This is a genomic window from Pseudomonas sp. NPDC098747, assembly GCF_044760045.1.
Classification (GTDB): Bacteria; Pseudomonadota; Gammaproteobacteria; order Pseudomonadales; family Pseudomonadaceae; genus Aquipseudomonas.
In genome coordinates this window covers 1-24,929 of the sequence record NZ_JBIWAL010000001.1, presented here as the reverse complement: position 1 = coordinate 24,929, position 24,929 = coordinate 1, and the positions used below count along the sequence as shown (strand labels likewise).

The following is a 24,929-nucleotide window of genomic DNA, read 5'->3' as shown; positions in this document are numbered from 1 at the left end:
TAATCTTCTTTTTATCGCCCATGACTTGATCGAGTCGATGGCGGTTTGCTGTGTCCGGCGTTTGGACGATGTGAAGACGAACGGCAAAAGATCGACGCTTGACAAGATTTCGGCGTAAACGTATGTTTCAAACAACTGTTTGACCGTCACAACAAATCAACACGGTCGTTCATTCCCGGTTACATCAGCAGAGGTTTATCGCTATGCCTGACTACAAGGCCCCCTTGCGTGATATTCGCTTCGTTCGTGACGAACTGCTCGGCTACGAAGCGCACTATCAGAGCCTTCCGGCTTGCGCAGACGCAACTCCGGACATGGTTGACGCCATTCTCGAAGAAGGCGCCAAGTTTTGTGAGCAGGTACTGGCGCCGCTGAACCGCGTGGGCGACATCGAAGGTTGCACCTGGAGCGAGTCCGGCGTGAAAACCCCGACTGGCTTCAAAGAGGCTTACAAGCAATTCGTCGAAGGCGGCTGGCCTAGCCTGGCGCACGATGTCGAGCACGGTGGTCAGGGTCTGCCTGAGTCGCTGGGTCTGGCAGTGAGCGAAATGGTTGGCGAAGCCAACTGGTCGTGGGGCATGTACCCAGGCCTGTCGCACGGCGCGATGAACACCATCTCCGAGCACGGCACCCCTGAGCAGCAGGACGCCTACCTGACCAAACTGGTCTCGGGCGAATGGACCGGCACCATGTGCCTGACCGAACCGCACTGCGGCACCGACCTGGGCATGCTGCGCACCAAGGCCGAACCTCAGGCTGACGGTTCGTACAAAGTTTCCGGCACCAAGATCTTCATCTCGGCCGGTGAACACGACATGGCCGACAACATCGTCCACATCGTATTGGCCCGCCTGCCGGACGCGCCTGCCGGCACCAAAGGCATCTCGCTGTTCATCGTTCCAAAGTTCATGCCGAATGCTGATGGCACTGTCGGTGCACGCAACGCTGTGACTTGCGGTTCGCTGGAACACAAGATGGGCATCCACGGCAACGCTACTTGCGTGATGAACTTCGACGGCGCCACCGGTTTCCTGATCGGCCCGGCGAACAAAGGCCTGAACTGCATGTTCACCTTTATGAACACCGCACGTCTGGGGACCGCGCTGCAAGGTCTGGCCCACGCCGAAATCGGTTTCCAGGGCGGCCTGAAATACGCTCGCGATCGCCTGCAAATGCGCTCCCTGACTGGCCCGAAAGCGCCGGAAAAAGCCGCTGACCCGATCATCGTGCATCCTGACGTACGCCGCATGCTGTTGACCATGAAGGCATTCGCCGAAGGCAACCGCGCGATGGTGTACTTCACTGCCAAACAGGTCGACATCGTCAAGTACGGCGTGGACGAAGAAGAGAAGAAGAAAGCCGACGCACTGCTGGCCTTCATGACGCCAATCGCCAAAGCCTTCATGACCGAAGTCGGTTTTGAGTCCGCCAACCACGGCGTACAGATCTACGGCGGCCACGGCTTCATCGCCGAGTGGGGCATGGAGCAGAACGTCCGCGACAGCCGCATTTCGATGCTGTACGAAGGCACCACCGGTATCCAGGCACTCGACCTGCTGGGCCGCAAAGTGCTGATGACTCAAGGCGAGGCTCTGAAAAGCTTCACCAAGATCGTCCATAAGTTTTGCCAGACCAACGAAGGCAACGAAGCTGTTCAAGAGTTCGTCACGCCGCTGGCTGCACTGAACAAGGAATGGGGCGAGCTGACCATGAAGGTCGGTATGGCCGCCATGAAAGATCGCGAAGAAGTCGGCGCGGCCTCCGTGGATTACCTGATGTACTCCGGTTATGCCTGCCTGGCCTACTTCTGGGCCGACATGGCGCGTCTGGCAGCCGAAAAGTTGGCTGAAGGCACGGGCGACGCGGCGTTCTACACCGCCAAGCTGCAAACCGCGCGCTTCTACTTCCAGCGCATCCTGCCGCGTACCCGTACCCACGTGGCCACCATGCTGTCGGGCGCCAACAACCTGATGGACATGAAAGAAGAAGACTTCGCACTGGGCTACTAAGCCTTAACGCGGTCTCTTGAAAAACCGCTGCTCCTTCGGAAGCAGCGGTTTTTTTACGCCCGGATTTCCTTGGGCCGGGGGGTGTTTCAAGAGGGCATTCCCGCCCTGGCCATCAAGCATGATGGCCATGAAGGAAATTTCATCTCCCAAAGGGCAAAAAACCTTGTTTGAAGGCTCAGAAATCAGTGTTTGCGGCCGTTAAAGAGACTGCATGTGATCTGGATCACATTCTGTGTGCTTAACTGGCCACATTGCAGGCACAATGCCATCTCTTTGCCATGACGGGTCGGAGCTTTACCCTTGCCGCGTTCTTCTGCTGTACGTTTCAGCCATTTCCTACCCTCCCTGCTGTTGTTACTCGCGGGGTTGTCGGCTGCGTATGTCAAAGACCTCAACGTGTTCTTCACGTCCCTGTTCAACGTGTTGCCGACTCTGGTCCTGCTGCTGGGCGGTGCTTACTGCGCGGTTTACCGACGGCAGCGCGAACTGTTTCTGATGCTCACGGTGTACATCGCCTACTTTTTGCTCGATACCCAGACTGACTATTACCGAGACAACGGCAAAGTGCGCGAAGACGCCGCCGTGGTCTTTCATCTCGTCTGCCTGTTACTGCCCTTGTTGTTCGGTCTGTTCGCTGCGTGGCAAGAGCGTACGCATCTGTTTCAAGACATGATCGCGCGCTTCGCCGTGTTGCTCGCCTTCGGCAGCGTGGCGCTTGGACTTGAGCAAAGTTACCCACAGGCGCTGCTGATGTGGCTCTCGGAAATTCGCTGGCCGGCACTGCATGGCGCGTGGATGAGCCTGATCCAGCTGTCGTATCCGGTGTTCATCTCGGCATTCCTGCTGCTGGCCTGGCAATACTGGCGCAACCCGCGGCCACTGCATGCGGCGCAGCTGGTCGGATTGCTCGGGGTGTTCTGGATGCTGCCGAAAACCTTCATCCTGCCGTTTACCTTGAACATCATGTGCAGCCAGGTGATGTTGATGATTGCAGCCGCCGTTGCGCACGAGGCTTATCAAATGGCCTTCCGCGACGAGCTCACCGGTCTGCCGGGACGCCGCGCCCTCAACGAACGCATGCAACGCCTTGGCCGCAACTATGTGCTGGCGATGAGCGACGTTGACCACTTCAAGAAATTCAACGACACCCACGGTCACGATGTCGGTGACCAGGTACTGCGACTGGTCGCCAGCAAACTCTCCAAAATCAGCGGAGGCGGTAGGGCGTATCGCTATGGCGGTGAGGAATTTGCCTTGGTGTTTGCAGGCAAAACCCTTGAGGAGTGCATGCCGCACCTTGAAGTCATTCGCGAGTCGATTGCGTCCTACAGCATCCAGTTGCGCAATCAGGAAAACCGGCCGAACGATGATCAGCAAGGTCGCCAGCGTCGCGCCGGTTCCGGTGCTTCCAGCGTGTCGGTGACGGTGAGTATCGGCGTCGCTGAGCGGGTGGAGCAGCGCAACCCGGAGCAAGTTCTCAAATCCGCGGATGAGGCGCTCTACAGTGCCAAAGGCGCGGGGCGCAATTGTGTGGTCGCGTTCGGCCAGAACCGCCGTGGCGCGGTGCGCATGGACAGCGCTGCGGGTTGAGTGATGACGGCGCATTCAGCGTCTGGACAGTGATTGTGGGGCGTAGTGGCCGGCAGTAGTTTCAAGCAAACCTGCTGACGGAGAAGCCACCATGCCCGAGTACAAAGCCCCGCTGCGCGACATGCGCTTTCTGATCGACCACGTCTTCGACTTCCACACCAACTACGCCGCCCTCGGCGCCCATGACGCCAGCCCGGACATGATCAACGCGATCCTCGAAGAAGGCGCGAAGTTCTGCGAGAACGTGCTGGCACCGCTCAATCGCAGCGGTGACGAAGAGGGCTGCCATTTCGACAACGGTGTGGTGACAACGCCTACAGGCTTCAAGCAAGCCTTCGCACAGTATGTCGAGGGCGGCTGGCATGGTCTGGCGGCAGATCCGGTTTATGGCGGGCAGGGCTTGCCGAGTTCGCTGGGGCTGGTGATCAGCGAAATGGTCGGCTCGAGCAACACGTCCTGGGGCATGTACCCGGGCCTGACTCATGGCGCGATGTCGGCCATCCATGCCCACGGCACTGCTGATCAGAAAGACACTTACCTGAGCAAGCTCACCGCCGGCCAATGGACCGGCACCATGTGCCTGACCGAAGCCCATTGCGGCACCGATCTGGGCATCATCAAAACCCGCGCCGTGCCTCAGGCCGACGGCAGTTACGCGGTCACTGGCAGCAAGATTTTCATCTCTGCCGGCGAGCACGACATGAGCGACAACATCATCCACTTGGTGTTGGCCAAACTGCCGGATGCGCCGGCGGGAACAAAGGGCATCTCGTTGTTCATCGTGCCGAAATTCCTCCCGGATGCGTCGGGCGAGGCGGGTGAACGCAATGGCGTTTCCTGCGGCTCGATCGAACACAAGATGGGCATCAAGGCCTCGGCGACTTGCGTGCTGAACTTCGATAGCGCCAAGGGCTTCTTGATCGGCGAACCGAACAAAGGCCTGAACTGCATGTTCACCATGATGAACCACGCGCGGCTCGGCACCGGGATGCAGGGCTTGTGTCTGGGCGAAGCGAGTTTCCAGGGCGCCATCAAATACGCCAACGACCGCTTGCAGATGCGTTCGCTGACCGGCGCCAAAGCCCCGGACAAACCTGCCGACCCGATCATCGTCCACCCGGACGTGCGGCGCATGCTGCTGACCATGAAAGCCTTTAACGAAGGCAATCGCGCGCTAACTTACTTCACCGCGCAACTGCTGGATGTTGCGCACCTGAGCAGCGATGTCGAGGCGCGTCAGGAGGCTGAAGACCTGCTGGCGTTCCTCACGCCGATCTGCAAAGCGTTCATGACCGACTCCGGGCTGGAAGTGACCAATCTCGGCATGCAGATTTTCGGTGGTCACGGTTTCATTCGCGAGTGGGGCATGGAGCAGTTGGTGCGCGATTGCCGCATTGCGCCGATCTACGAAGGCACCAACGGCATTCAGGCGCTCGATCTGCTTGGGCGCAAGGTGCTCGGCAGTCAAGGCAAGCTGCTGCGCGGCTTTACCAAAATCGTCCACAAGTTCTGCGCAGCGAACGCCGATCATCCGCAACTGGGCAGCTTTGTCACCCAGCTCAACGAGCTCAACCAGCAGTGGGGCGACCTGACCATGAAGGTCGGTATGGCGGCGATGAAGAACCCGGACGAGGTCGGCGCCGCGTCGGTGGATTATCTGATGTACAGCGGTTACATCATCCTCGGCTATCTGTGGCTGCGCATGGCGCTGGTGGCGCAAGCGCAACTGGATGCGGGCGAGGGAGAGGCGGATTATCTTCGGGGTAAATTGGCCACATGCGAGTTTTACTTCAAGCGTCTGTTGCCACGCACGGCGGCGCATCGCGCGGCAATTGAGGCGGGGAGTGATTGTTTGATGAAGCTGCCGGCGGAGTTGTTTGCGCTGTAGGAAGAATCAATAAATCGTCCGAGCGCGGCCCGAGCCTCCGCCAACTCCTACATGGGTTCAAGAAAATCCTGTAGGAGTTGGTGTGTTGCGATCGTTTTCTGGTGACTAAAAATAACAAATCGGTCACCGGCTGACCCTATGTGTCGCAAAAGTTGTTGGGGTACACTCCGGCTCAACGAAAATACATTCCCACGAATCACCTGTTTAGATCTTGCGAGGTTTGCCATGGCTGACTACAAAGCGCCGCTGCGCGATATGCGCTTCGTCCTCAATGAAGTGTTCGAGGTCGCCAAACTCTGGGCCGAACTGCCGGCATTGGCGGAAACTGTCGACGCTGAAACGGTCGAAGCCATTCTCGAAGAGGCCGGCAAGGTCACCAGCAAAAGCATTGCACCGTTGAGCCGTGCCGCTGACGAAGAAGGTTGCCACTGGGCGGACGGTGCCGTCACCACGCCGGCCGGTTTCCCACAGGCTTATCAGACTTACGCCGAGGGCGGTTGGGTTGGCGTTGGCGGCGATCCGCAATACGGCGGCATGGGCATGCCCAAAGCCGTGTCGGCGCAGGTCGAGGAAATGGTCAACTCCGCGAGCCTGTCCTTCGGTCTGTACCCGATGCTGACTGCCGGCGCGTGCCTGTCGATCAACGCCCACGCCAGCGAAGAGCTGAAAGCCGCCTACCTGCCGAACATGTACGCCGGCGTCTGGGCAGGTTCCATGTGCCTGACCGAGCCGCACGCCGGCACCGACCTGGGCATCATCCGCACCAAAGCCGAACCTCAGGCCGACGGTTCCTACAAGGTCAGCGGCACCAAGATCTTCATCACCGGTGGTGAACACGACCTCACCGAGAACATCATTCACCTGGTGCTGGCCAAACTGCCGGACGCACCGGCGGGTCCGAAAGGCATCTCGCTGTTTCTCGTACCGAAGTTCATGGTCAACGCCGATGGCAGCCTGGGCGCGCGTAACCCGGCCAACTGTGGTTCGATCGAGCACAAGATGGGCATCCAGGCGTCCGCGACCTGCGTGATGAACTTCGACGAAGCCGTGGGTTATCTGGTCGGCGAGCCGAACAAAGGTCTGGCGGCGATGTTCACCATGATGAACTACGAGCGTCTGGGCGTCGGCATCCAGGGCCTTGCCACTGGCGAGCGCTCCTACCAGAACGCCGTCGAATACGCCCGCGACCGTCTGCAAAGCCGTTCGCCGACTGGCGCGCAGAACAAAGACAAAGTCGCTGACCCGATCATCGTCCACCCGGACGTGCGTCGCATGCTGCTGACCATGAAAGCCTCTAACGAAGGTGGCCGCGCATTCTCCACTTACGTGGCGATGCAACTCGACACCGCCAAGTTCAGCGAAGACGCGACGACGCGTAAGCGTGCGGAAGACTTGGTGGCGTTGCTGACGCCGGTTGCCAAGGCGTTCCTGACTGATCTGGGTCTGGAAACCACCGTGCACGGCCAGCAGATTTTCGGCGGCCACGGCTACATCCGCGAGTGGGGCCAGGAGCAACTGGTGCGGGACGTGCGCATCACCCAGATCTACGAAGGCACCAACGGCATTCAGGCGCTTGACCTGGTTGGTCGCAAGATCGTCGGCAGCGGCGGTGCGTTCTATCAACTGTTTGCTGACGAAATCCGCCACTTCACCGCTACCGCCAGTGCTGATCTTGGCGAATTCACCAAGCCGCTGAACGACGCCGTCGCAACCCTCGACGAGCTGACTTCGTGGGTGCTGGACCGGGCGAAAAACAATCCACACGAAATCGGCGCGGCTTCGGTCGAATATTTGCAAGCGTTTGGTTACATGGCCTACGCCTACATGTGGGCACTGATGGCCAAAGCCGCGTTGGGCAAAGAGGCGCAGGAAGATTTCTATGCCAGCAAACTTGGCACAGCACGCTTCTACTTCGCCCGTCTGCTGCCGCGCATTCACTCGTTGAGCGCGTCGGTGAAGGCTGGTAGCGAGTCTCTGTTCCTGCTGGATGCAGCGCAGTTCTGATCTGATACGGTCATGTAAGCAATCGCTTACATGACGTGCTGCTGTTCTCCCATATGCGTAGATTGGATCCACGGCTAATCTACATTTCATGGACGTCGCGCAGGAAGCGCAAAGCAACAACACGGACACGTAGGATTCTGCCAGGGTGGCGGAGTGAAATGGATGTCAGGGAAACAGTCTGCAAAGCCCCGCTTCGGCGGGGTTTTCTTTTGCCTGAAGAAAAGCTTTCAGGTCAGGGAATCCAGTGGTGGCGGGTTTTTGAGTGGTTTTTCATCGCGTGCCATGACCTCTTCCAGCAGTGTCCGCAGCAGCGCCAGCGAAGCTTGCTGACGTTGCACATCGCGACACACCAGCCCGACTTTCAACGGCACCCGTGGCTCGCTCAGCGGTTTCCACAGCAAATCCTCTTCGTCGTACTCTTTTTGCGAGTGACCGGGCAGCACCGTCGCCAGTTTGGTGTGCGGCAGACTGTCGAGAATCCCCAGCATATTGTTCAGCTCGGCCTGCACTTGCGGACGACGGCCAAGGCTGGCCAGTTGCGCCTGCCAGATCTGGCGGATCTGAAACTCTTCGCCCAGTAGCAGCATCGGCAATTCGGCCGCCTGGCGAATCGAAACCTTCTTGAATTCACGCAACGGATGGTCCGCCGGGATGACCAGCGTCAGTTCATCTTCGTACAGCATCACGCCGTGCAGCCCTGGCTGACGTGGCGGCAAATAGCTGATGCCGATGTCCAGAGAGCCGTTGAGCAAACGCCGTTCAATCTCCAGCCCCGTCAATTCATAAATCTGCACCACCAGATGCGGTTGCGCTTTGCGCACCCGCTCAAGCATTTGCGGCACGAGACTGGTGTGGACGGTTTGCAGCACGCCAATCGCCAAGGTGCGCAAAGCCTGGCCCTTGAAGTTGCCTAACGCTTCGCGCGCCCGTTGCAGTCCATCGAGCAGTGGCAGCGCGTGGTTGTACAAAGTGTGGGCGGCGAGGGTCGGCAGCAGGCGTTTGCTGCTGCGTTCAAACAGGGTCACGTCGAGATTTTGCTCAAGGTGCCGAATCTGTTGTGAAAGTGCGGGCTGTGAGATCGACAGTCGCTCGGCAGCGCGCCCGACATGGCCTTCCTCGTAGACCGCGACGAAATAACGCAGTTGTTTGAAATCCATAAGTAATGCTTATCGAAAATGCTGGTAAATCGAAATGGCCCGAGGCCGTCAGTGCGCCTAATCTAACCGCAATCACAAGGCTTACAGGGCCAGAGAGCGCGATGAATAGCTTTTGCTGCGACAGTGTTTGCATAGGCAGTTCAAAAAACCTCAAGCGAGGTTTTTTCCAATGAATCTGTTCAATTTGCGGCGCCAGGCGCCGAGTCTGGATGACTTGGCCTTTGACGCCGAACTGTCAGATGTTGACAGCCTGAATACCGATCGTCTGATGCCGAGCGTTGAACGGCCGCAGCAGGTGTTCGTCCGAGGTCAGGGTTCGTGGCTGTGGGACAGCAACGATCGCGCCTACCTCGACTTCTCCCAGGCCGGCGGCGCCAACAGCCTTGGCCACAGTCCCTCAGCGTTAGTCAAAGCCATCGCCAGTCAGGCTCAGGCGTTGATCAATCCCGGTTTCAATCTGCACAATCGCGGCATGCTCAGCCTCGCCGAACGCCTGTGCGCCAGTACTTCCAGCGATCAGGCGTACCTGCTCAACAGTGGCAGCGAAGCCTGTGAAGCAGCGATCAAACTGGCGCGCAAGTGGGGACAACTGCATCGCGGCGGCGCCTCGCGGATCATTGTGGCGAGACAGGGTTGTCACGGTCGTAGTCTGGCGACGATCTCGGCGTCAGACAGTTGCAACCTGCACAATCGCTTTGCACCGCTGCTGCCGGGTTTCGATCTGGTGCCATTCAACGATTTGCCAGCGCTGCACGACGCAGTCGATGCGCAGACCGTAGCGATCATGCTTGAACCGATCCAGAGCGATGCCGGGGTGATACCGGCAACTGATCGCTACCTCAAAGGTGTCGAGCGCCTGTGTCGCGAACTGGGGATTCTGCTGATCCTCGACGAAGTGCAAACCGGTATCGGCCGCTGCGGCACCTTGCTTGCCGAACAGTCCTACGGCGTACGGGCCGATATCGTCGTGCTAGGCAAAGGTCTGGGCGGTGGAGTGCCATTGGCGGCCCTGCTGGCGCGCGGCAAAGCGTGCTGTTTCGCCGCGGGCGAGCTGGGCGGCACGCATCATGGCAATGCACTCATGATTGCGTCGGGGCTGGTGGTGCTCGACAGCGTTCAGGATCGCGCCTTCCTGCAACAGGTCAGGGACAACGGTCAGCATCTTCGAGAAGGCCTCGCACGGCTGGCGCATCGTTATGAACACGGCGATTTGCGCGGGCAAGGCCTGTTCTGGGGTTTGACCCTGTCGGATGATTCAGCAGATGCGGTAGTCAAAGCAGCGCTGCATGAAGGCCTGATACTCAACGCCCCACAAGCCAACTGCCTGCGCTTCACCCCGGCACTCACCGTCAGCAAGGCCAACATCGACGAAATGCTCCTGCGCCTGGCCCGGGCCTTCTCCCGAGTGCGCACCGCTCAGTTGCAATGCCGCAAAGGGATTGCTGTCTGAGCCGAAGTTTCCCACCCGAATTCAAGAACCGTCTCGCGGTATAACGCACGCCCCACGCCTGATTCTTTTGGTGTGGGGCGTTTTTTTGTGGCCGGGTTTTGCCATATCGATTTAGCGCTTGAGAGATTGTCGCGCCAATGCTTTTTTAGAAAGGTGCCTGCAGGGAATGCGGGTGCCAGCGAACCGATGTCGTAGAGGCCGGGCTTTGTAATCTATACCACTAGGTGGTATGTTTTTGGAAGGGATACCGATGTCGTTCAGGTTGTTCAAGACCAGGGGTTTTGCGATACAGGCCGGCAGAGCATGGATATCTGATAAGGAGCTTCAGGAAGCGTTTGTCCAGATGCTCGATGGTCAAGCAGTCGATCTTGGCGGTGGCGTATGGAAAAAACGCCTCAATTCCAACCGTCACCGTTCGATTGTTTTGGCAAAAGGTGGGCGCTATTGGATCTATCAAGTGCTGTTTGCCAAGCAGGAACGAAGCAATATCAGCCCTGCGGAGTTGAAGGATCTACGCAAGTTGGCGAAGGTCTACGCGCAGCTTACCGACGTACAAATCCAGGGATTACTGGCTATGAAGGAGTTTGTGGAGGTATTTCATGAGTAAAAAATTCAAAAGTGAAGTGTTTGAATCCATACATCAGTCGGCCAGCGCCCTGCTTACCGTAGGTGCAATCAGCAAGGCGACGATGCGAGAGTTCGATGATTCATGTCTGGCAACGGTTCCGGATGCGATTCAGGCGGATCAGATCAAGGCGTTGCGAGAGCGTAATAATGTCAGCCAACCAGTGTTTGCGCGCTATTTGAATACCAGTGCCTCGACAGTCAAGCAGTGGGAGTCTGGAGACAAGCACCCAAGCGGGATGGCGTTGAAGTTGCTGAGCATTGTGCAAAAGCACGGGCTGCAGATTCTCGCCTGAGCTGGCAGTGAGCTATTAATGCTGCAATTGGCACTGAACCCTGACGAACGGCACAGGTCATTAGCGTGTATGGCTCAAGTGAGCCAACCCCCAATCAGGAGCTGACCCATGGATTTCATTCGTATCATCATCGCCATTCTGTTGCCGCCACTGGGTGTGTTTCTGCAGGTCGGATTTGGCGGCGCGTTCTGGTTGAACATTCTGCTGACGTTGTGCGGGTACATTCCTGGGATCGTGCATGCGGTGTATATCATCGCCAAGCGTTGAGTCCAGTAGCGCCAGATAGATAGCTATCGCGGGCAAGCACCGCTATTCAGATGGGATTGGCGGTCAGTCCGCCAATCCCATCACCCGCCGATAAAACGTCCACTCCCGCTCCAGTGCATGCGCCTGATTCACCGCCCGACGAAAGCCGTGGCGTTCGTCCGCATAGTAGTGCGCCTCGACTGGAATGCCGTTTTGCTCCAACGCCGTGACCATGTCGCGGGTTTGTTGCGGGACGACGACGGCGTCCAGTTCACCCTGAAAGAAAATCACCGGCACACGGATATTGCTCGCGTGCAGCAGAGGCGTGCGCGCGGCGTAGCGTTCGGCGTCTTGTTCGGGATCGCCGATCAGCCAGTCCAGATAATCACCCTCGAACTTGTGCGTCGCACGGGCAAGGGCGACCGGATCGCTGACCCCGTACAAGCTTGCGCCGGCGCGGAACACTTGATGGAAGGCCAGAGCGCACAGCGTCGTGTAGCCGCCAGCGCTGCCGCCACGAATGAATGCGCGATCGCCGTCGATCAGGCCTTGTTTGGCGAGATATTCGACCACGGCGCAGGCGTCCTCGACATCGACGTCACCCCAGCTCAGATGCAAAGCCTGCCGATATTCCCGACCATAACCGCTGCTTCCGCGATAGTTGAGGTCGGCGACGGCGAAGCCCCGTTGCGTCCAGTACTGGATGCGCGGGTCGAGCATCGGGTAGCACGCGGAGGTCGGGCCTCCGTGGATGAACACCACCAGCGGCGACTTCGTTTCACCACTCATCGCCGGATAGAAGAACCCGTGAGCCTCGTCCGAACCGCTTGGGTAGCGCAGGGTTTGCGGGCGGCTGATGCGTTCGGCGGGCAGCGGGGCCATGCCGCCGGCGAGCACTGTTACTTCGTGGGATGCGCGATCAATGGCGATCACCGCCGAAGGGCTGATCGGCGAGGCAGCAATGCAGTAGATGAAGCGCTCATCCAGGGCCAGATGCCGGAAGCGGCTGTAAACGCCGGTGAAGTCTTCGTTGTTCAGCGCGAGGCGACCGAAACCACCTTCACTCCAACTGGCCAGATAACCGTCAGCCAGTGGCAGCCAAGTGCAGCCGCCCATTTGCCACGGCGCTGGCGCGTGATCCGCTGCTGCGCTGGGCAACGGCTGGAATCCATCCGCTGATTCGACGTAAGGCTGCCAATAGCCAGCACGGTCGGTCAGACAGTAAAGTAGCCCTTGCGCATCGAAACGCGGCTGTTGAATCGACTCTTCAATTGCGTCACCCGCCACGCAGCGGGGCGCTGAAAAACTTTGCCCGGAACGCTCGGCCACCATCAATCGGGTCGACGTCCATGGTTGATGCGGACGGCTCCACTCGATCCACGCCAGTCTTGTGCCATCCGGGCTGATGACCGGCGCGGCATAAAAGTCCGCACCCTCGGCCAGCAGACGGCGCGTACCGTCGGCCAGATCAATTGCGACCAGTCGATGCTGATCGCCATTTTCCTCGACCGCCAGAATCTGGCCGTCGGCAAAATTCACATCGCCATAGCGGCACTCGCCTGATGTCAGCGCCTCAGGCGAGCCATCCAGTGTCTGTCGGTAAAGCTGCTGATCCGTCTCATTAACGAAAACCAACCCGTCAGGCGTCAGACAAAACGCGCCACCGCCATATTCATACACGCGACTGCGCACGCTGAAACCCGTGGGTGTCAGACATTTCGCCACGCCGTCGCGCCAGTGCCAGATTCGGCACGCCGCATCTTCGGGGCGATATTCGTTCCAGAACAAACCGTTGGTACCAAGCTGCAGCTCGGCGAAATCCATTCCGGCAGCGACGGCTTGAGCTGCACTGAAAGGTTCAGCCTTTGGCGATGAGGCGCGAGTTTCGTTCATTGCGGAAGGCCAGTTGTTCGATGGTTTGGGTGGCGTGCTCGGCTTCTTCGCGGGCCGCAAGGATCACACCGTGATGTTCGGATTTGCTGCACACCGGGTCGGCGTTGCTCGCATCACCGGTGAGCATGAATGCCTGGCAGCGGCAGCCGCCGAAGTCCTTTTCCTTCTCGTCACAGGAGCGGCACGGCTCGGGCATCCAGTCGTAACCGCGAAAGCGGTTGAAGCCGAACGAGTCGTACCAGATGTTCTGCATGCTGTGATCGCGCACATTGGGAAATTGTACCGGCAGCTGTCGGGCGCCATGACAGGGCAGGGCGGTGCCGTCCGGTGTGACTGTCAGAAAAATACTGCCCCAGCCGTTCATGCAGGCTTTCGGGCGTTCTTCATAGTAGTCCGGGGTAACGAAAATCAGCTTGCACGGATGCCCTTCGGCTTCCAGTTTGGCGCGGTATTCATTGGTGATGCGTTCGGCGCGAACCAGTTGCTCTTTGGTCGGCAACAGGCCGACACGATTGAGCTGCGCCCAACCGTAGAACTGGCAAGTGGCGAGCTCGACGAAGTCGGCTTCCAGCGCAATGCACAGCTCGATGATGCGGTCGATCTTGTCGATGTTGTGCCGATGGGTGACAAAGTTCAGCACCATCGGATAGCCGTGGGCCTTCACCGCACGGGCCATCTCGAGCTTCTGCGCGAAGGCTTTTTTCGAGCCGGCGAGCAGATTGTTCACTTGCTCGTCGCTGGCCTGGAAACTGATCTGGATGTGATCAAGGCCGGCCTTCTTGAAGTCGCTGATTTTCTGCTCGGTCAAACCGATGCCGGAGGTGATCAGGTTGGTGTAGAAACCCAACTGACGCGCTTCATGAATCAGCTCGGCGAGGTCCTGACGCACCAGCGGCTCACCACCTGAAAAGCCCAACTGCGCCGCGCCCATCTCCCGTGCTTCGCGAAACACCTTGATCCACTGTTCAGTGCTCAGCTCTTTGCCCTGCTCGGCGAAATCCAGTGGATTGGAGCAGTACGGGCATTGTAGCGGGCAGCGATAGGTCAACTCGGCGAGCAGCCACAGCGGCAGGCCGATTTCAGGTTTTGCCGGCAGATCAACCAAGGGTGATCCAGTGTTGCGCACGGGCAACCTCCATGAATTGCTCGATGTCGTCACCGAGCTCGGGAACGCCGGGGAACTGCCGGTCGAGCTCAGCGATGATCGCCGTGACATCCCGTTCACCGTCAATCAAACCACCGATCAGCGCGGCAGTCTCGTTGAGTTTGATCATGCCTTCGGGGTACAGCAGCACGTGGCCTTTTTGCGCTGGTTCGTACTGGAAGCGATAGCCGGGACGCCAGGTCGGGGTCTTGCTGCGGTCGAAACTCATAAGGTGATTCCTTTATGCCAGACGCGTTGCTCGGTCACGCTGTGATACGGCGGGCGGTTCAGTTCGTAGGCCATGGTCATGGCATCGAGCATGCTCCAAAGAATGTCCAGTTTGAACTGGAGAATTTCCAGCATGCGCTCCTGGCCTTCGCGCGTCTTGTAGTGTTCCAGCGTGATCGCCAAGCCGTGCTCGACATCGCGCCTTGCCTGGCCGAGGCGGGTGCGGAAGTATTCGTAACCGGTCGGGTCGATCCACGGGTAGTGCTGCGGCCAACTGTCCAGACGCGACTGATGGATCTGCGGCGCGAACAGTTCGGTCAACGAACTGCTGGCGGCTTCCTGCCAACTGGCGCGGCGAGCGAAGTTGACGTAGGCATCGACGGCGAAACGCACGCCGGGCAACACCAGTTCCTGCGAGCGCAATTGATCCGGGTCGAGGCCGACAGCCTGGCCGAGTCGCAGCCACGCTTCGATACCGCCATCTTCACCGGGAGCACCGTCGTGGTCGAGCAGGCGTTGAATCCACTCGCGGCGGATTTCGCGATCCGGGCAATTGGCGAGGATCGCCGCGTCTTTCAGGGGGATGTTCACCTGATAGTAGAAGCGGTTGGCGACCCAGCCCTGAATCTGCTCGCGGGTGGCGCGGCCTTCGTACATCGCCACATGGTACGGATGGTAGATGTGGTAATAGGCGCCCTTGGCGCGCAGGGCTGCTTCGAATTCGGCGGGGGATAGCGGTTGGTCGGTCATTGCGGTTCTCCGGGGAACAACCGTTGGAATCTTGGGTGTCTGGTCGGACGTCATCGCTGGCAAGCCAGCTCCCACAGGTTTTGTGTACGCCACAGATCCAGTGTGGGAGCTGCGGTGCGACGTTTCGACTTGCCAGCGATAGGGCCATCAGCTACAGCACAATACTCATGCCGTCATACGCCACTTCAACATTACGCCGCGCCAGTTCTGCGCGCTCCGGCGAGTCCTCATCGAGAATCGGGTTGGTGTTGTTAATGTGGATAAGCACTTTGCGCTGCTCGGGCAATTGTTCCAGCACTTCGAGCATGCCGCCGGGGCCGTTCTGCGCGAGGTGGCCCATCTCGCGACCGGTGCGAGTGCCGACGCCACGGCGCTGCATTTCATCGTCGTCCCACATGGTGCCGTCGACCAGCAGGCAATCGCTGTCGGCCATGATCTCTAGCAGCGGCGCGTCGACCTTGCCCAGCCCAGGCGCGTAGAACAGTTTGCCGCCGGTCTTCAGGTCCTCAACGATCAAGCCGATGTTGTCGCCCGGGTGAGGATCGAAGCGATGCGGCGAGTAGGGCGGCGCTGCGCTGCGCAATGGCAGCGGCGTGAAGCGCAGGTTCGGGCACGCCGCCACGGTGAAGCTCTGGTCGAGTTCGATGCGGTTCCAGTTCAACCCGCCGTTCCAGTGGGTGAGCATCTTGAACAACGGGAAACCTGTGCTCAGGTCTTCGTGAACCATGTCCGTGCACCAGACCTGATGCGGGCAGCCTTCGCGCAGGCTGAGCAGGCCGGTGGTGTGGTCGATCTGGCTGTCCATCAGGATGATCGCGCTAATGCCGGTGTCGCGCAGCGCGCGGCCCGGTTGCATCGGGGCAAAGCTTTGCAGTTGTGCGCGGATGTCCGGCGAGGCGTTGCACAGCACCCAGTTCACGCCGTCATCGGAAATTGCGATGGACGATTGGGTGCGGGCCTTGGCATTCAGGCTGCCGTCGCGAAAACCTGCGCAGTTGACGCAATTGCAATTCCACTGCGGAAATCCGCCACCGGCGGCCGAACCCAGAATCTGGACGAACATGAACGCTCCATCATTTCAACGCTGAAAATAAAACGCCCCGGCGAGCCGAGGCGTTGCACTGCAATTCTGACGAGGCAGAACTCAGCGGCTGGCGAAGTACATGGTGACTTCGAAGCCGATACGCAGGTCGGTGTAAGCAGGTTTTGTCCAGGACATAGAGTGTCTCCTTCAGGTTGGTGGGATAGCGCTGTCCATAGGTATAGTCCACGGTAGCGCAGGGATGTTCCAAATAGTTAGGCGGCTATGTTACTCAAAATTTCAACGTGTTTGCCCGTGAATATTCGAGAAAGCTCCTTGCAGCCTCGGTAATGATCACTTTGCTGCTTGCCACGGTGCATCCGGTAGCGATTCGCTGGCAATGTAGATCCAGCCACCCTCGGCACGGGTTAAACGTTGCACCGCAGTCAACAATCCCGGGCGATCCAGTTGGCCAATCGCGGCGACCAATTGCAGCAGATAATCCGACGAGTGGCCGGCAAGTTTGGCCTGCCACAGCAATTCAGCCGCATCTTTGGTCGATAGATTTTCGTCGCTGAATTGATCGGCGAGATTCTGCCGTTGCTGGACGAGGTCAGTCTCATCGATGAGCGCGGGAAGCCCTTCGATAAACTGCTGAATGTGGCCGAGCAGTGCTGCCGCTGCGGACGTCGGCGATTGCACGCCGAACAGCAACCCGGTCTGGCCATGCATCTGCCGCAGAGTGCTGAACACCGCGTAACCCAACTGCAACTCGACCCGCAGGCGCTGGTAGAACGGCGTCTGACACAACTGCGCGAGCAGGCGCCAAGCAGCTTCGTCAGCGACATCGCGACTGGCAGTTGGGCAGAACAGCAATAACGCGTGTTCGCTGGACGCGGTGTCGATTTGGCGCCACAGGTGTTGGCCATTGATCGCCGACGGAGCAGCTATTTGGGTGTCAGGTGTGCCGGGGATACGGCTCAGGGCCAGGCCCATGGCTGATTGGGTTTGCGCACCGAGACCCAATGCCAGGCCGTCCCAGCGGGAAGTTGTCCACAGGTGCTGAGCATTGTCAGATGTTTCTACAGACGGCAGACATTGTTCAGGCAATGCCTTGAGCAATTGGCGAATCGGTATCAACGGCGTTTCCGGCTCACCCTTTGCGGAATCGGCGTCAACGTGCGTCAGACATTTCAGCGCGTGCTCCAGAACCATCGGCATCGGCTCTTGCAGGCCAGTCAACTTCAGCAGCCATTGATTGCCGGCCGTGCTGAACGACAATTCAACCCCGGCCTCACGGGCGTCGTCTTGTGTGTCGCGAAGGCTGCGTTGCAGTTGTGCTTGCAGACTTGCGGTGGCTGCCGCTTGCAACTGCCAGCGCAGATAAATCGCACCCTCATCACCGTTGTCCGGCAATGCCTGGCTGAACTGCATCGGCGAGCGCTCGCGACGCCCGCGCGAACGATCCTGTGCGAACGTGCGCAGACCACGGTGAGCGCTGGTCTGTCCGCGGATCAGTCCGGCGTTGGCCAGCGGTTCGTTGGCGCGCAAAAACGGATTAGCAGTCGGCAGTCGCCAATGGGCGCTGAAGTTATCCACAGTGCCGATCTCGCCAAGGATATGGCTGAGGGCCTCGACGCCGATTTCGCTCAGGCCACTTTCCAATTGCTCGCTGTCGAGCCGCGCCAGTTGCAATGCGCCGCTGACTTGCTGCTGACGCGCAAGCATGGCTGCGTATTCCTCACGCAGCGGCGTCCAGTCCTGATGCGCAAAGAAGCTCAGCCAGTCCCGCACCTGTTCGCCAATGCTGTTCAGCGATTCGGAGGAGGCGTTGAACGCCACATGCAGCAGGGCCTGGCCAGCAAAGTGATACAGCGGTGCAGCTTTCAAATTGTCAGCCAAACCCTGCTGCTGCAAACGCGCGAGCAAGCCACCGGGCTTGGCGCTGTTTAGCGAATGACAAAGAAATGCCAACGCTTCAGCAGATGAGTCAGGCAAGGTGTCGAATGCAAACAGCAGATTGCACTGGCGTTCGCCGACCTGTTGATAACTTTTCATCTTTAACGGCGGGGGCGCGGTTTGCGCAACGTTATCCCCAACCGGCAAAGCTTTCGCGAACGTTTCCGCCAACGTGCGGAGCTCTTCCAGACTCTGCGGCCCAACCAGACTCAAGGTCATTTGCCCGCTGCGATAAAACTGTTGATGGAAGTCTGTCAGGGCCTTTTGAAACTCCGGCTTTTCGACCTGGAGAGTGTCCCGATTCCCCGCATGAAAGCCGCGCAATGGATGATCAGCCGGTAAACCTTCGTACAACGCAAACTGCCGCTGAGCTGTCGGATCTTGCGACCAAGCGACAAATTCCGCCTGCAGCACTTCACGTTCCCGCAACTGATCGTCCAGATTCATACGCGGCTGCGCGAGCATGTCTGACAGACGCTCAAGCCCAGCGCCGAATGCCTGAGTCGGCAACTCAAAGAAAAAATTGGTAGTGCGCTCACGCGTGCTGGCATTCACCTGCCCGCCGTGACGCTGCACGTAGGCCATCAGCCCTTCGCTTGCAGGAAAACGCTCAGTGCCGAGAAACAGCAAATGCTCAAGAAAATGCGCCAGTCCCGGCCACGCCAGCGGCACGTCATGACTGCCGGCAGCCACTCGTAACGCGGCGGCACTGCGTTTCAGGCCGGGCACATGACGCAATGTCACGCGCAAGCCGTTGGCCAGGGTTTCAGTGTGGGGGCGGGGGTGAGTCAGCGCAGGCATGGGCACTTCCAGAACAGTGAAGTGCCAATGCTAGCGGATTAGCGCTTGTTGAGCGCGTCGTAAAGTTCAGGCCGACGATCACTGAGATAGCGATTGGCCGCGCGGGAGTCGACCATTAGCTGCCGATCCAGCTCCCCGACGATCAACGCTTCGTCCAGGCCGGCCTGAGCAACACGGCCGCCGTCCGGCGCGGCGATGCTGCTTTGCCCGCAATAGTGGATGTCGCCTTCATGGCCGCAGTAGTTGGCGTACGCCACGTAGCATTGGTTTTCGAATGCACGGGAGCGGACGGTGACATCGGCAACAAAATCGAACGGGATCATGTTCGCCGTCGGCACCACAATCAGCTCGGCGCCAGCGAGGGCTAATCGTCGGGCGTTCTCCGGGAATTCCAGGTCGTAGCAAATCAGAAATCCAAGCTTCCAGCCGTTGAGTTCAACCACGGGAACCTCGTCACCACCGGCGCTGAACATCGAGCGATCAAGATCACCGAACAGATGGGTCTTGCGGTAGTTGCACAGGCGCTCGCCGTGCGAATCGATCAACTGCACCGCGTTGTAGATTTGCCCGTCAGCGGTGCGCTCGGGATAACCGTAGACGATCGCCAGGCCAGCGGCTTTGGCAATCCGGCCGATCTGCTGCGCCCATTCACCGTTGTAGACCTCGGCCAATGTGCTGATTGCCTCGGCGCCAATGTTGTAGCCGGTCATGAACATTTCCGGCAGCACCAACAGGTCGGCGCCCTTGGCCTCCATCGCCAGTTGATGCAGGCGCTGGAGGTTGGCGGCGGGGTCCAATGGCAACGGCGGACATTGGTAAAGGGCTACACGCATCAGGGATTCCTCTTACTCGGGCAGGGCGATAGGGCCGATGTCTTTGAACACATCACCCGGGCCGGGGTTCGCTTTATGTGTAGAACCGCCGAAATGTTTGATGATCCCCCACACCGCGTTGAGCGAAGTCTGCACCGCGCCTTCAACCCACGCAGGCGTCCAGGACACGTCGTCGCCGGCGATGAAAATCCCGCGTTGCTCGGCCGGCATGTCGTCCTGCATGAAGTGCGCGTACATGCGCTGGTTGTAGCGATAATGGCCGGGCAGGGCGCCTTTGAACGCGCCGAGAAAGTGTGGATCGGCTTCCCACGACACGGTGATCGGATCGCCGATGATGCGCGCGGCGATGTCGACTTTCGGGTAGATCTTCTTCAACGCATTCAGTGCCAGCTCTACACGTTTTTCAACCGGGTGCGGGAGCATTTTCAACGCGTCGCTCATCCACGAGTACGACAGGCAAATCACGCCAGGCTTGTCGTCGCCGTTGTCGAACAGATAGGTGCCACGGGTCAGGCGATCGGTGAGGGTCATGCTCATCAGATCGCGACCGGTTTCCGGGTCTTTATCCTTCCAGAATGGCCGGTCGACCATCACGAAAGTCTTCGACGATTGCATGTAGCGGGTACGGTCGAGGGCCATCCACATCTTCTGCGAGAATAGCGTTTCGTCGCATTCGATCTGGGTGGTCAGCAGCCAGCTCTGGCAAGTGGTCAGGACGGCAGCGTACTCGCGGGTGTCGCCGTTGTTGTCGGTGACAGCGAAACGACCATCGGCTGCGTGGGCGATTTTCTTCACGCCGGAACGCGGTGCGCCGCGGTGCAGGGATTTCAGGCTGGTGCCTTTTGGCCAGTGGACGCAGCGTTCCGGCACATGACGCCAGATGCCTTGCGGCACTTGTTCGACACCGCCGACCACCAGGTGCTGGTGATCATCGCAGTTGGTCATCACCACGCGGAAAATTTCCAGCATCGAGTTAGGGAAGTCCGAGTCCCAGCCACCCGTGCCGAAACCCACCTGGCCGAACACTTCGCGATGATGGAACGACAGTTTGGCGAAGGCCTCGGAGGTGGCGACGAAGTCGTAGAAGGTGCGGTCGTCCCACAGCGGCACAAGGGTGTTCCACAGCTCTTTGAGGCGTGGCACATCGCGGTCGCGAATGGCTTGCTGGATGTCGGCGAATTGCGAACCAGCTTCCAGCGCATCTGCCCAGGCGTCAGCCACTTCCTGGAACAGCGCAGGAAGATCCTTCAAGCTTTGTGCGTAATGGGTTTTGCCTTCCAGGTCAATCACTGTACTGCCGGACGCTGGCGTCAGCGGGTTCGGAAACGGCTTGGTTTCCAGGCCGAGCTTGTCGACGTAGTGGTAGAACGCGGTGGAAGACACCGGGAAACGCATGCCGCCAAGCTCAGCGACGATGCCGTCAGTGCCGTTGAAGGCTTGCGAACGCAAGCGCCCACCAAGTTTCGATGCCTCGTAAACCACCGGTTTCAGGCCCAGCTTCATCAACTCGTAAGCGGCCACCAGACCTGCAATGCCGGCGCCGACAATCGCCACTTCAGCGCCATGGTTTTGCTCCGGAATGCTGCCGAGACCGGCCGGGTGTTCGATCCAGTCGTCGAAGGCGAAAGGAAAGTCCGGGCCGAAAATGGTGATTGGCTTTTTACCGTCTGCAGGATGGCGATTGTTCTTGTTCATGGCTGACCTTGCTGGCGACCCGACGCGGAATGCGCGTCTGAGTATAGGAAAAGATGCCAGCCATTCTAGGGAGCGTAGAACACGTTATTAAGACGCAAAGTGTCGTCGTTTTGCCAGTTAGCTGATCAAAGTGACGAGAGATAGCTTCACTCTGTTCCCTGTGGGAGCGAGCTTGCTCGGGAAGAGGCCCTATCTGACATCTAGGTTATCAATGCCGAAAATTAAACCGGCTGCCCCCGATCAATCTTGCTACTCAAAATAATCGACGTCGTGGTCTTCTCAACCCCATCCACACTGCCAATCTGATCCAGCAACTGATCCAGCTGCTCCGGCGAATCCGTGCGCAACCACGCGACATAATCAAATTCGCCACTTACCGCACACAGTTGCTGCACCTGCGCCATCGCACTCAAGCGCCGCAACACTTCCTTGCCGGAGCGCGGCTGCACCTTGATCCCGACATACGCCTGCAACCCGCCATCGACCACACGCTGACCCAGGCGCACGCCATACCCGGTGATTACCTTGGCTTTTTCCAGTCGCGCTAATCGCGAAGTCACGGTAGTGCGAGCGATCCCCAATTGCCGGGCCAGCATGGCCACGCTCTCGCGTGCGTTGATCTGCAGGGCGGCGATTAACTGGCGGTCGATTTCATCAAGCACGGGCGGGCGGGTGTCTGGCAAGGGCAGCTCCATTGGGTGCGGATCGTTGATCAGCGCATGTTACAGGCGATGAGGCTCGCCAAGACTGAAAAACACCAAACAATCACCCAAGAAAAAGCCGCGCATTTGCGCGGCTTTCAAATTTGGTGGGCCCACACGGACTTGAACCGTGGACCAAAGGATTATGAGTGATTAAGTGAGCTGTTTTACTGGGTTTCATAGATTTTCATTAAATAAGCTGTAAGCATTGATTTGTAAGGGGTGGGTGGGTTTCGTTGTTTTTCTACGTTTCACTCGTTACCATGACTTTGCATGTGAAACGGGGAACGAACGGGGAAAGAAATCTTGGCTAAACGTACACGCATGACTGAAATGGAAGCCTACTCAGTGAAGACTCGTCAGTCTGAACCGGTAGGGTCCAGAGGCAAGGGAACGCTGTTATTGGAGCGTAAAGCGTCGGGAAGCATTTCCGCTTACTACCGGGAGCGCACCTCAACCAGCGACAAGCGATTTCCCCTCGGCTTGCTGACCAAAAAGCCCCGTCCGGGCACCAATGAATGCAATCTAGACGGAGCGCGAGCGGAAGCAATGCGGATTGCCTCTGAGGCGGGGGCTATGGGGGGCTTGGCCAAGTACCTAGATCACCTTATCGAACAAGAAGAAAGAGAAGTCGTGCAGAGGATCAAGGCGCAGCAGCAAGCCGAGGTTGCAGCCAGACGAGGTACGTTTGGCGACCTTCTCGACTGCTATGTAGAAAGCCTGAAGCGAGCCGGTCGGGTCAGCGCCAAGGAGGTCGCTAACATTTTCAATTTACATGTGAAGGAATATCACCCCCAGTTGACGGCACGCGCTGCCGCTGAAATTGAAGCGGAGGACATCCAATTCATATTGGCGGGCGTGTTGGGGCGGAAAGCAAAAGGGCGCGGCATAGGTCACAAAGCAACAGGGGTTGCAGTAAATGGAATGCGAACAACCTGTGACAAGCTAAGGCGTTATTTACAAGCGGCATTCAGCTATGCGGCTAAATCCCACCTCGCTCCCGAGCGTCTGGCAGAGGATGGCAAGGTATTTGGAATTCGCTCTAATCCAGTTCGAGATGTTCCCGTAATACAAGGGGTGGGGGCGGGGCATACCGAATCATTGACCCCTGCCGAATTGGGCATGCTGTTACGTTACCTCGATACCCTCCCGGTACGGCATGCGGCAATAGCTAAAGCTCTGATTTATTTCGGTGGCCAACGGTTGGCGCAGTTTTGCGCTGTACCGTGGGAGGGAGTCAGTGACGCGACGATCAGTCTGTTAGATGCCAAAGGGCGCAAAGCTCAAGCGTGGGAGCATTTACTCCCTATCACAGAGCGCATCGCGCAAATCATCGCGCCTTTATTGAACGACCCTATTGGACCCGGGCCGTTTTCACTTAGTCCCGGTAAAGCAGTTAATGCCAGCACGCTGACTAACATTTTTATTGATGCTGGTCGCGCGCTCTCTGCGAACGGGCAAATGCAACCGTTTACGTGGAAGAACATACGAGTCACGGCAGAGACATTGTTGGCGCATCAAGGCGTGAGCGTTGAAGTGCGCGCGTGGCTGCTGTCTCATGGGCGTAGCGGGGTACAGGCAAAACACTACGATCGTTATAGCTATTTGCCGGAGAAGCAGGCCGCACTAGAGCAATGGGGCCGTTATCTGGATGGCCTCGCCAGTGGTGAAGAGCAAACCGACAACGTCGTGCTGCTGTCACGGCGTAAACGCACGGCGAATTAAGCACCCTCCTGATATATCCGACGAACGGTATTAAAGTTTTTGACAGTGCGGACGGTACGTCCTGAGACAGGTTGAGACGTGTTGAGACATCAAATGGCTAAAAGCGCCTATGTTTGAACGCCTTGCGACGTTCTGAGGCGTATTGCGAAGAGTTGAAACCTACCGCTACTATGCGAACTACTGGACATTATTACAGTGGCTGCAAAACCCAAGGTCGCCTTGGCAATGCTTCGCTGAAGAGTGACTGCCGATAGACAGACAAAGAAAAGCCCCGGTACTTGCGATACCGGGGCCGATTCGGGAAAAGCGTTTGAGCGCTTTCTGTCTACCGGCATGGCCAGTACACAACCCCGAGGAAGAAGCATTTCAGACCGCTTCAGTGAGCAAACCTTACGGTTAACTCGGGCGAATTGTATTACCTACGGTTAAGCAGTACAACCGGTTTTACAATCGGGGGACGGCTTTCCGACGGGTAGTTGCCAGCTTTTTGCTATTACGCGCAGTTCGTCTTCCTCGGTTTTCCCCCTTTTAGGAAAATCGACGCATGCCCATCAAAAAACGTAACCCTGAGCAATCCGTTTTCCCGGTGCCTAGCCCCTACGCCACCGCCGCGCAGTTGTGCGCCCAATACCAAATCAGCCGGGCCACGTGGTGGCGCTGGTCCAACACCGATAACTTCCCAAAACCCTATCGTTTCGGGCGCACCGTGCGCTGGGACGTGGCTGCGGTTGAAGCCTATTTGCAGCGTCGGGAGGCTTAAGCCATGGGCCGCACTTCTGCTACCGGGCGCCCGCCCCTCGCCATTGCCGACGATGCCCTTAACATCGTGCGCGCCGCCAAGGAATCCTTGCAGCAACTGGAATCCTTGCTGCACACGCTCATGCTCGCCAGCCCCAACCACAGCGCCAGCCCGCA

General features: G+C 58.5%; 21 protein-coding genes. 10 read left to right on the top strand and 11 right to left on the bottom strand.

Features of this window, described 5'->3' with window-relative positions; all coding sequences use genetic code 11:
• Nucleotides 1-203 precede the first annotated feature (203 nt).
• The 4 genes from ACIQVE_RS00105 (at nucleotide 204) to ACIQVE_RS00090 (ending at nucleotide 7,491) form a co-directional block, all read left to right on the top strand.
• On the top strand, nucleotides 204-2,009 hold the full coding sequence (locus ACIQVE_RS00105; protein WP_402803348.1) for a phenylacyl-CoA dehydrogenase: 1,806 nt from the start codon (nucleotides 204-206) through the stop codon (nucleotides 2,007-2,009).
• 300 nt (nucleotides 2,010-2,309) lie between these two features.
• The gene (locus ACIQVE_RS00100) at nucleotides 2,310-3,599 is read left to right on the top strand and encodes a GGDEF domain-containing protein (RefSeq protein WP_402803346.1); all 1,290 of its coding nucleotides are present in this window, start codon (nucleotides 2,310-2,312) and stop codon (nucleotides 3,597-3,599) included.
• A gap of 91 nt (nucleotides 3,600-3,690) precedes the next feature.
• Nucleotides 3,691-5,487: an acyl-CoA dehydrogenase C-terminal domain-containing protein gene (locus ACIQVE_RS00095; RefSeq protein ID WP_402803344.1), complete on the top strand. Its 1,797-nt coding sequence runs from the start codon at nucleotides 3,691-3,693 to the stop codon at nucleotides 5,485-5,487.
• Between the two features lie 225 nt (nucleotides 5,488-5,712).
• Nucleotides 5,713-7,491 carry an acyl-CoA dehydrogenase C-terminal domain-containing protein gene (locus ACIQVE_RS00090; protein WP_402803342.1) on the top strand — a complete coding sequence of 593 codons (1,779 nt, stop codon included), beginning with the start codon at nucleotides 5,713-5,715 and terminating at the stop codon, nucleotides 7,489-7,491.
• Between the two features lie 227 nt (nucleotides 7,492-7,718).
• On the opposite strand, the gene ACIQVE_RS00085 is transcribed toward ACIQVE_RS00090, so the two are convergent.
• On the bottom strand, nucleotides 7,719-8,648 hold the full coding sequence (locus tag ACIQVE_RS00085) for a LysR family transcriptional regulator (RefSeq protein WP_402803340.1): 930 nt from the start codon (nucleotides 8,646-8,648) through the stop codon (nucleotides 7,719-7,721).
• 169 nt (nucleotides 8,649-8,817) lie between these two features.
• Here ACIQVE_RS00085 and ACIQVE_RS00080 point away from each other — a divergent pair, with 169 nt between their 5' ends.
• From ACIQVE_RS00080 to ACIQVE_RS00065, 4 genes are all read left to right on the top strand, one after another.
• Nucleotides 8,818-10,098, top strand: a complete 1,281-nt coding sequence (locus ACIQVE_RS00080; protein WP_402803338.1) for an aspartate aminotransferase family protein — start codon at nucleotides 8,818-8,820, stop codon at nucleotides 10,096-10,098.
• 250 nt (nucleotides 10,099-10,348) lie between these two features.
• On the top strand, nucleotides 10,349-10,705 hold the full coding sequence (locus ACIQVE_RS00075; RefSeq protein ID WP_402803336.1) for a type II toxin-antitoxin system RelE/ParE family toxin: 357 nt from the start codon (nucleotides 10,349-10,351) through the stop codon (nucleotides 10,703-10,705).
• Nucleotides 10,698-11,018, top strand: coding sequence for a helix-turn-helix domain-containing protein (locus tag ACIQVE_RS00070; protein WP_402803334.1), 321 nt, complete (start codon nucleotides 10,698-10,700; stop codon nucleotides 11,016-11,018). The genes ACIQVE_RS00075 and ACIQVE_RS00070 overlap by 8 nt, the downstream gene beginning before the upstream one ends.
• A 108-nt stretch (nucleotides 11,019-11,126) precedes the next feature.
• Entirely contained in the window at nucleotides 11,127-11,285 is a 159-nt protein-coding gene (locus tag ACIQVE_RS00065; RefSeq protein ID WP_003228885.1) for a YqaE/Pmp3 family membrane protein, read from the top strand.
• Between the two features lie 63 nt (nucleotides 11,286-11,348).
• Here the strand turns inward: ACIQVE_RS00065 and ACIQVE_RS00060 are convergent, their stop codons facing one another.
• The 10 genes from ACIQVE_RS00060 to ACIQVE_RS00015 all read right to left on the bottom strand — a co-directional run bounded on the left by ACIQVE_RS00060 (nucleotide 11,349) and on the right by ACIQVE_RS00015 (nucleotide 22,271).
• A complete protein-coding gene (locus ACIQVE_RS00060) occupies nucleotides 11,349-13,157 on the bottom strand; it encodes a S9 family peptidase (protein WP_402803331.1) in 1,809 nt (602 codons plus the stop codon).
• On the bottom strand, nucleotides 13,123-14,283 hold the full coding sequence (gene pqqE / locus ACIQVE_RS00055; RefSeq protein ID WP_402803328.1) for a pyrroloquinoline quinone biosynthesis protein PqqE: 1,161 nt from the start codon (nucleotides 14,281-14,283) through the stop codon (nucleotides 13,123-13,125). The genes ACIQVE_RS00060 and pqqE overlap by 35 nt, the downstream gene beginning before the upstream one ends.
• A complete protein-coding gene (pqqD, locus tag ACIQVE_RS00050) occupies nucleotides 14,255-14,530 on the bottom strand; it encodes a pyrroloquinoline quinone biosynthesis peptide chaperone PqqD (RefSeq protein ID WP_402803326.1) in 276 nt (91 codons plus the stop codon). Before pqqD ends, pqqE begins: the two co-directional genes overlap by 29 nt.
• Nucleotides 14,527-15,279: a pyrroloquinoline-quinone synthase PqqC gene (gene pqqC, locus ACIQVE_RS00045; protein WP_402803324.1), complete on the bottom strand. Its 753-nt coding sequence runs from the start codon at nucleotides 15,277-15,279 to the stop codon at nucleotides 14,527-14,529. The genes pqqD and pqqC overlap by 4 nt, the downstream gene beginning before the upstream one ends.
• 151 nt (nucleotides 15,280-15,430) lie before the next feature.
• A complete protein-coding gene (gene pqqB, locus ACIQVE_RS00040; protein WP_402803322.1) occupies nucleotides 15,431-16,342 on the bottom strand; it encodes a pyrroloquinoline quinone biosynthesis protein PqqB in 912 nt (303 codons plus the stop codon).
• 81 nt (nucleotides 16,343-16,423) lie between these two features.
• On the bottom strand, nucleotides 16,424-16,498 hold the full coding sequence (pqqA, locus tag ACIQVE_RS00035; RefSeq protein ID WP_003422658.1) for a pyrroloquinoline quinone precursor peptide PqqA: 75 nt from the start codon (nucleotides 16,496-16,498) through the stop codon (nucleotides 16,424-16,426).
• Nucleotides 16,499-16,654: 156 nt separating this feature from the next.
• Nucleotides 16,655-19,060 carry a pyrroloquinoline quinone biosynthesis protein PqqF gene (pqqF, locus tag ACIQVE_RS00030; protein WP_402803320.1) on the bottom strand — a complete coding sequence of 802 codons (2,406 nt, stop codon included), beginning with the start codon at nucleotides 19,058-19,060 and terminating at the stop codon, nucleotides 16,655-16,657.
• A gap of 38 nt (nucleotides 19,061-19,098) precedes the next feature.
• A complete protein-coding gene (locus tag ACIQVE_RS00025) occupies nucleotides 19,099-19,893 on the bottom strand; it encodes a carbon-nitrogen hydrolase family protein (RefSeq protein WP_402803318.1) in 795 nt (264 codons plus the stop codon).
• A gap of 12 nt (nucleotides 19,894-19,905) precedes the next feature.
• A complete protein-coding gene (locus ACIQVE_RS00020) occupies nucleotides 19,906-21,588 on the bottom strand; it encodes a flavin monoamine oxidase family protein (RefSeq protein WP_402803316.1) in 1,683 nt (560 codons plus the stop codon).
• A 221-nt stretch (nucleotides 21,589-21,809) separates the two neighbouring features.
• A complete protein-coding gene (locus ACIQVE_RS00015; RefSeq protein WP_134178013.1) occupies nucleotides 21,810-22,271 on the bottom strand; it encodes an Lrp/AsnC family transcriptional regulator in 462 nt (153 codons plus the stop codon).
• A 342-nt stretch (nucleotides 22,272-22,613) separates the two neighbouring features.
• Between ACIQVE_RS00015 and ACIQVE_RS00010 the strand changes: the two genes are divergently transcribed.
• Both ACIQVE_RS00010 and ACIQVE_RS00005 read left to right on the top strand, forming a co-directional pair.
• Nucleotides 22,614-24,014, top strand: coding sequence for an integrase (locus tag ACIQVE_RS00010; RefSeq protein ID WP_402803315.1), 1,401 nt, complete (start codon nucleotides 22,614-22,616; stop codon nucleotides 24,012-24,014).
• Between the two features lie 544 nt (nucleotides 24,015-24,558).
• Nucleotides 24,559-24,774, top strand: a complete 216-nt coding sequence (locus tag ACIQVE_RS00005; RefSeq protein WP_402803313.1) for a helix-turn-helix transcriptional regulator — start codon at nucleotides 24,559-24,561, stop codon at nucleotides 24,772-24,774.
• Nucleotides 24,775-24,929: the final 155 nt, after the last annotated feature.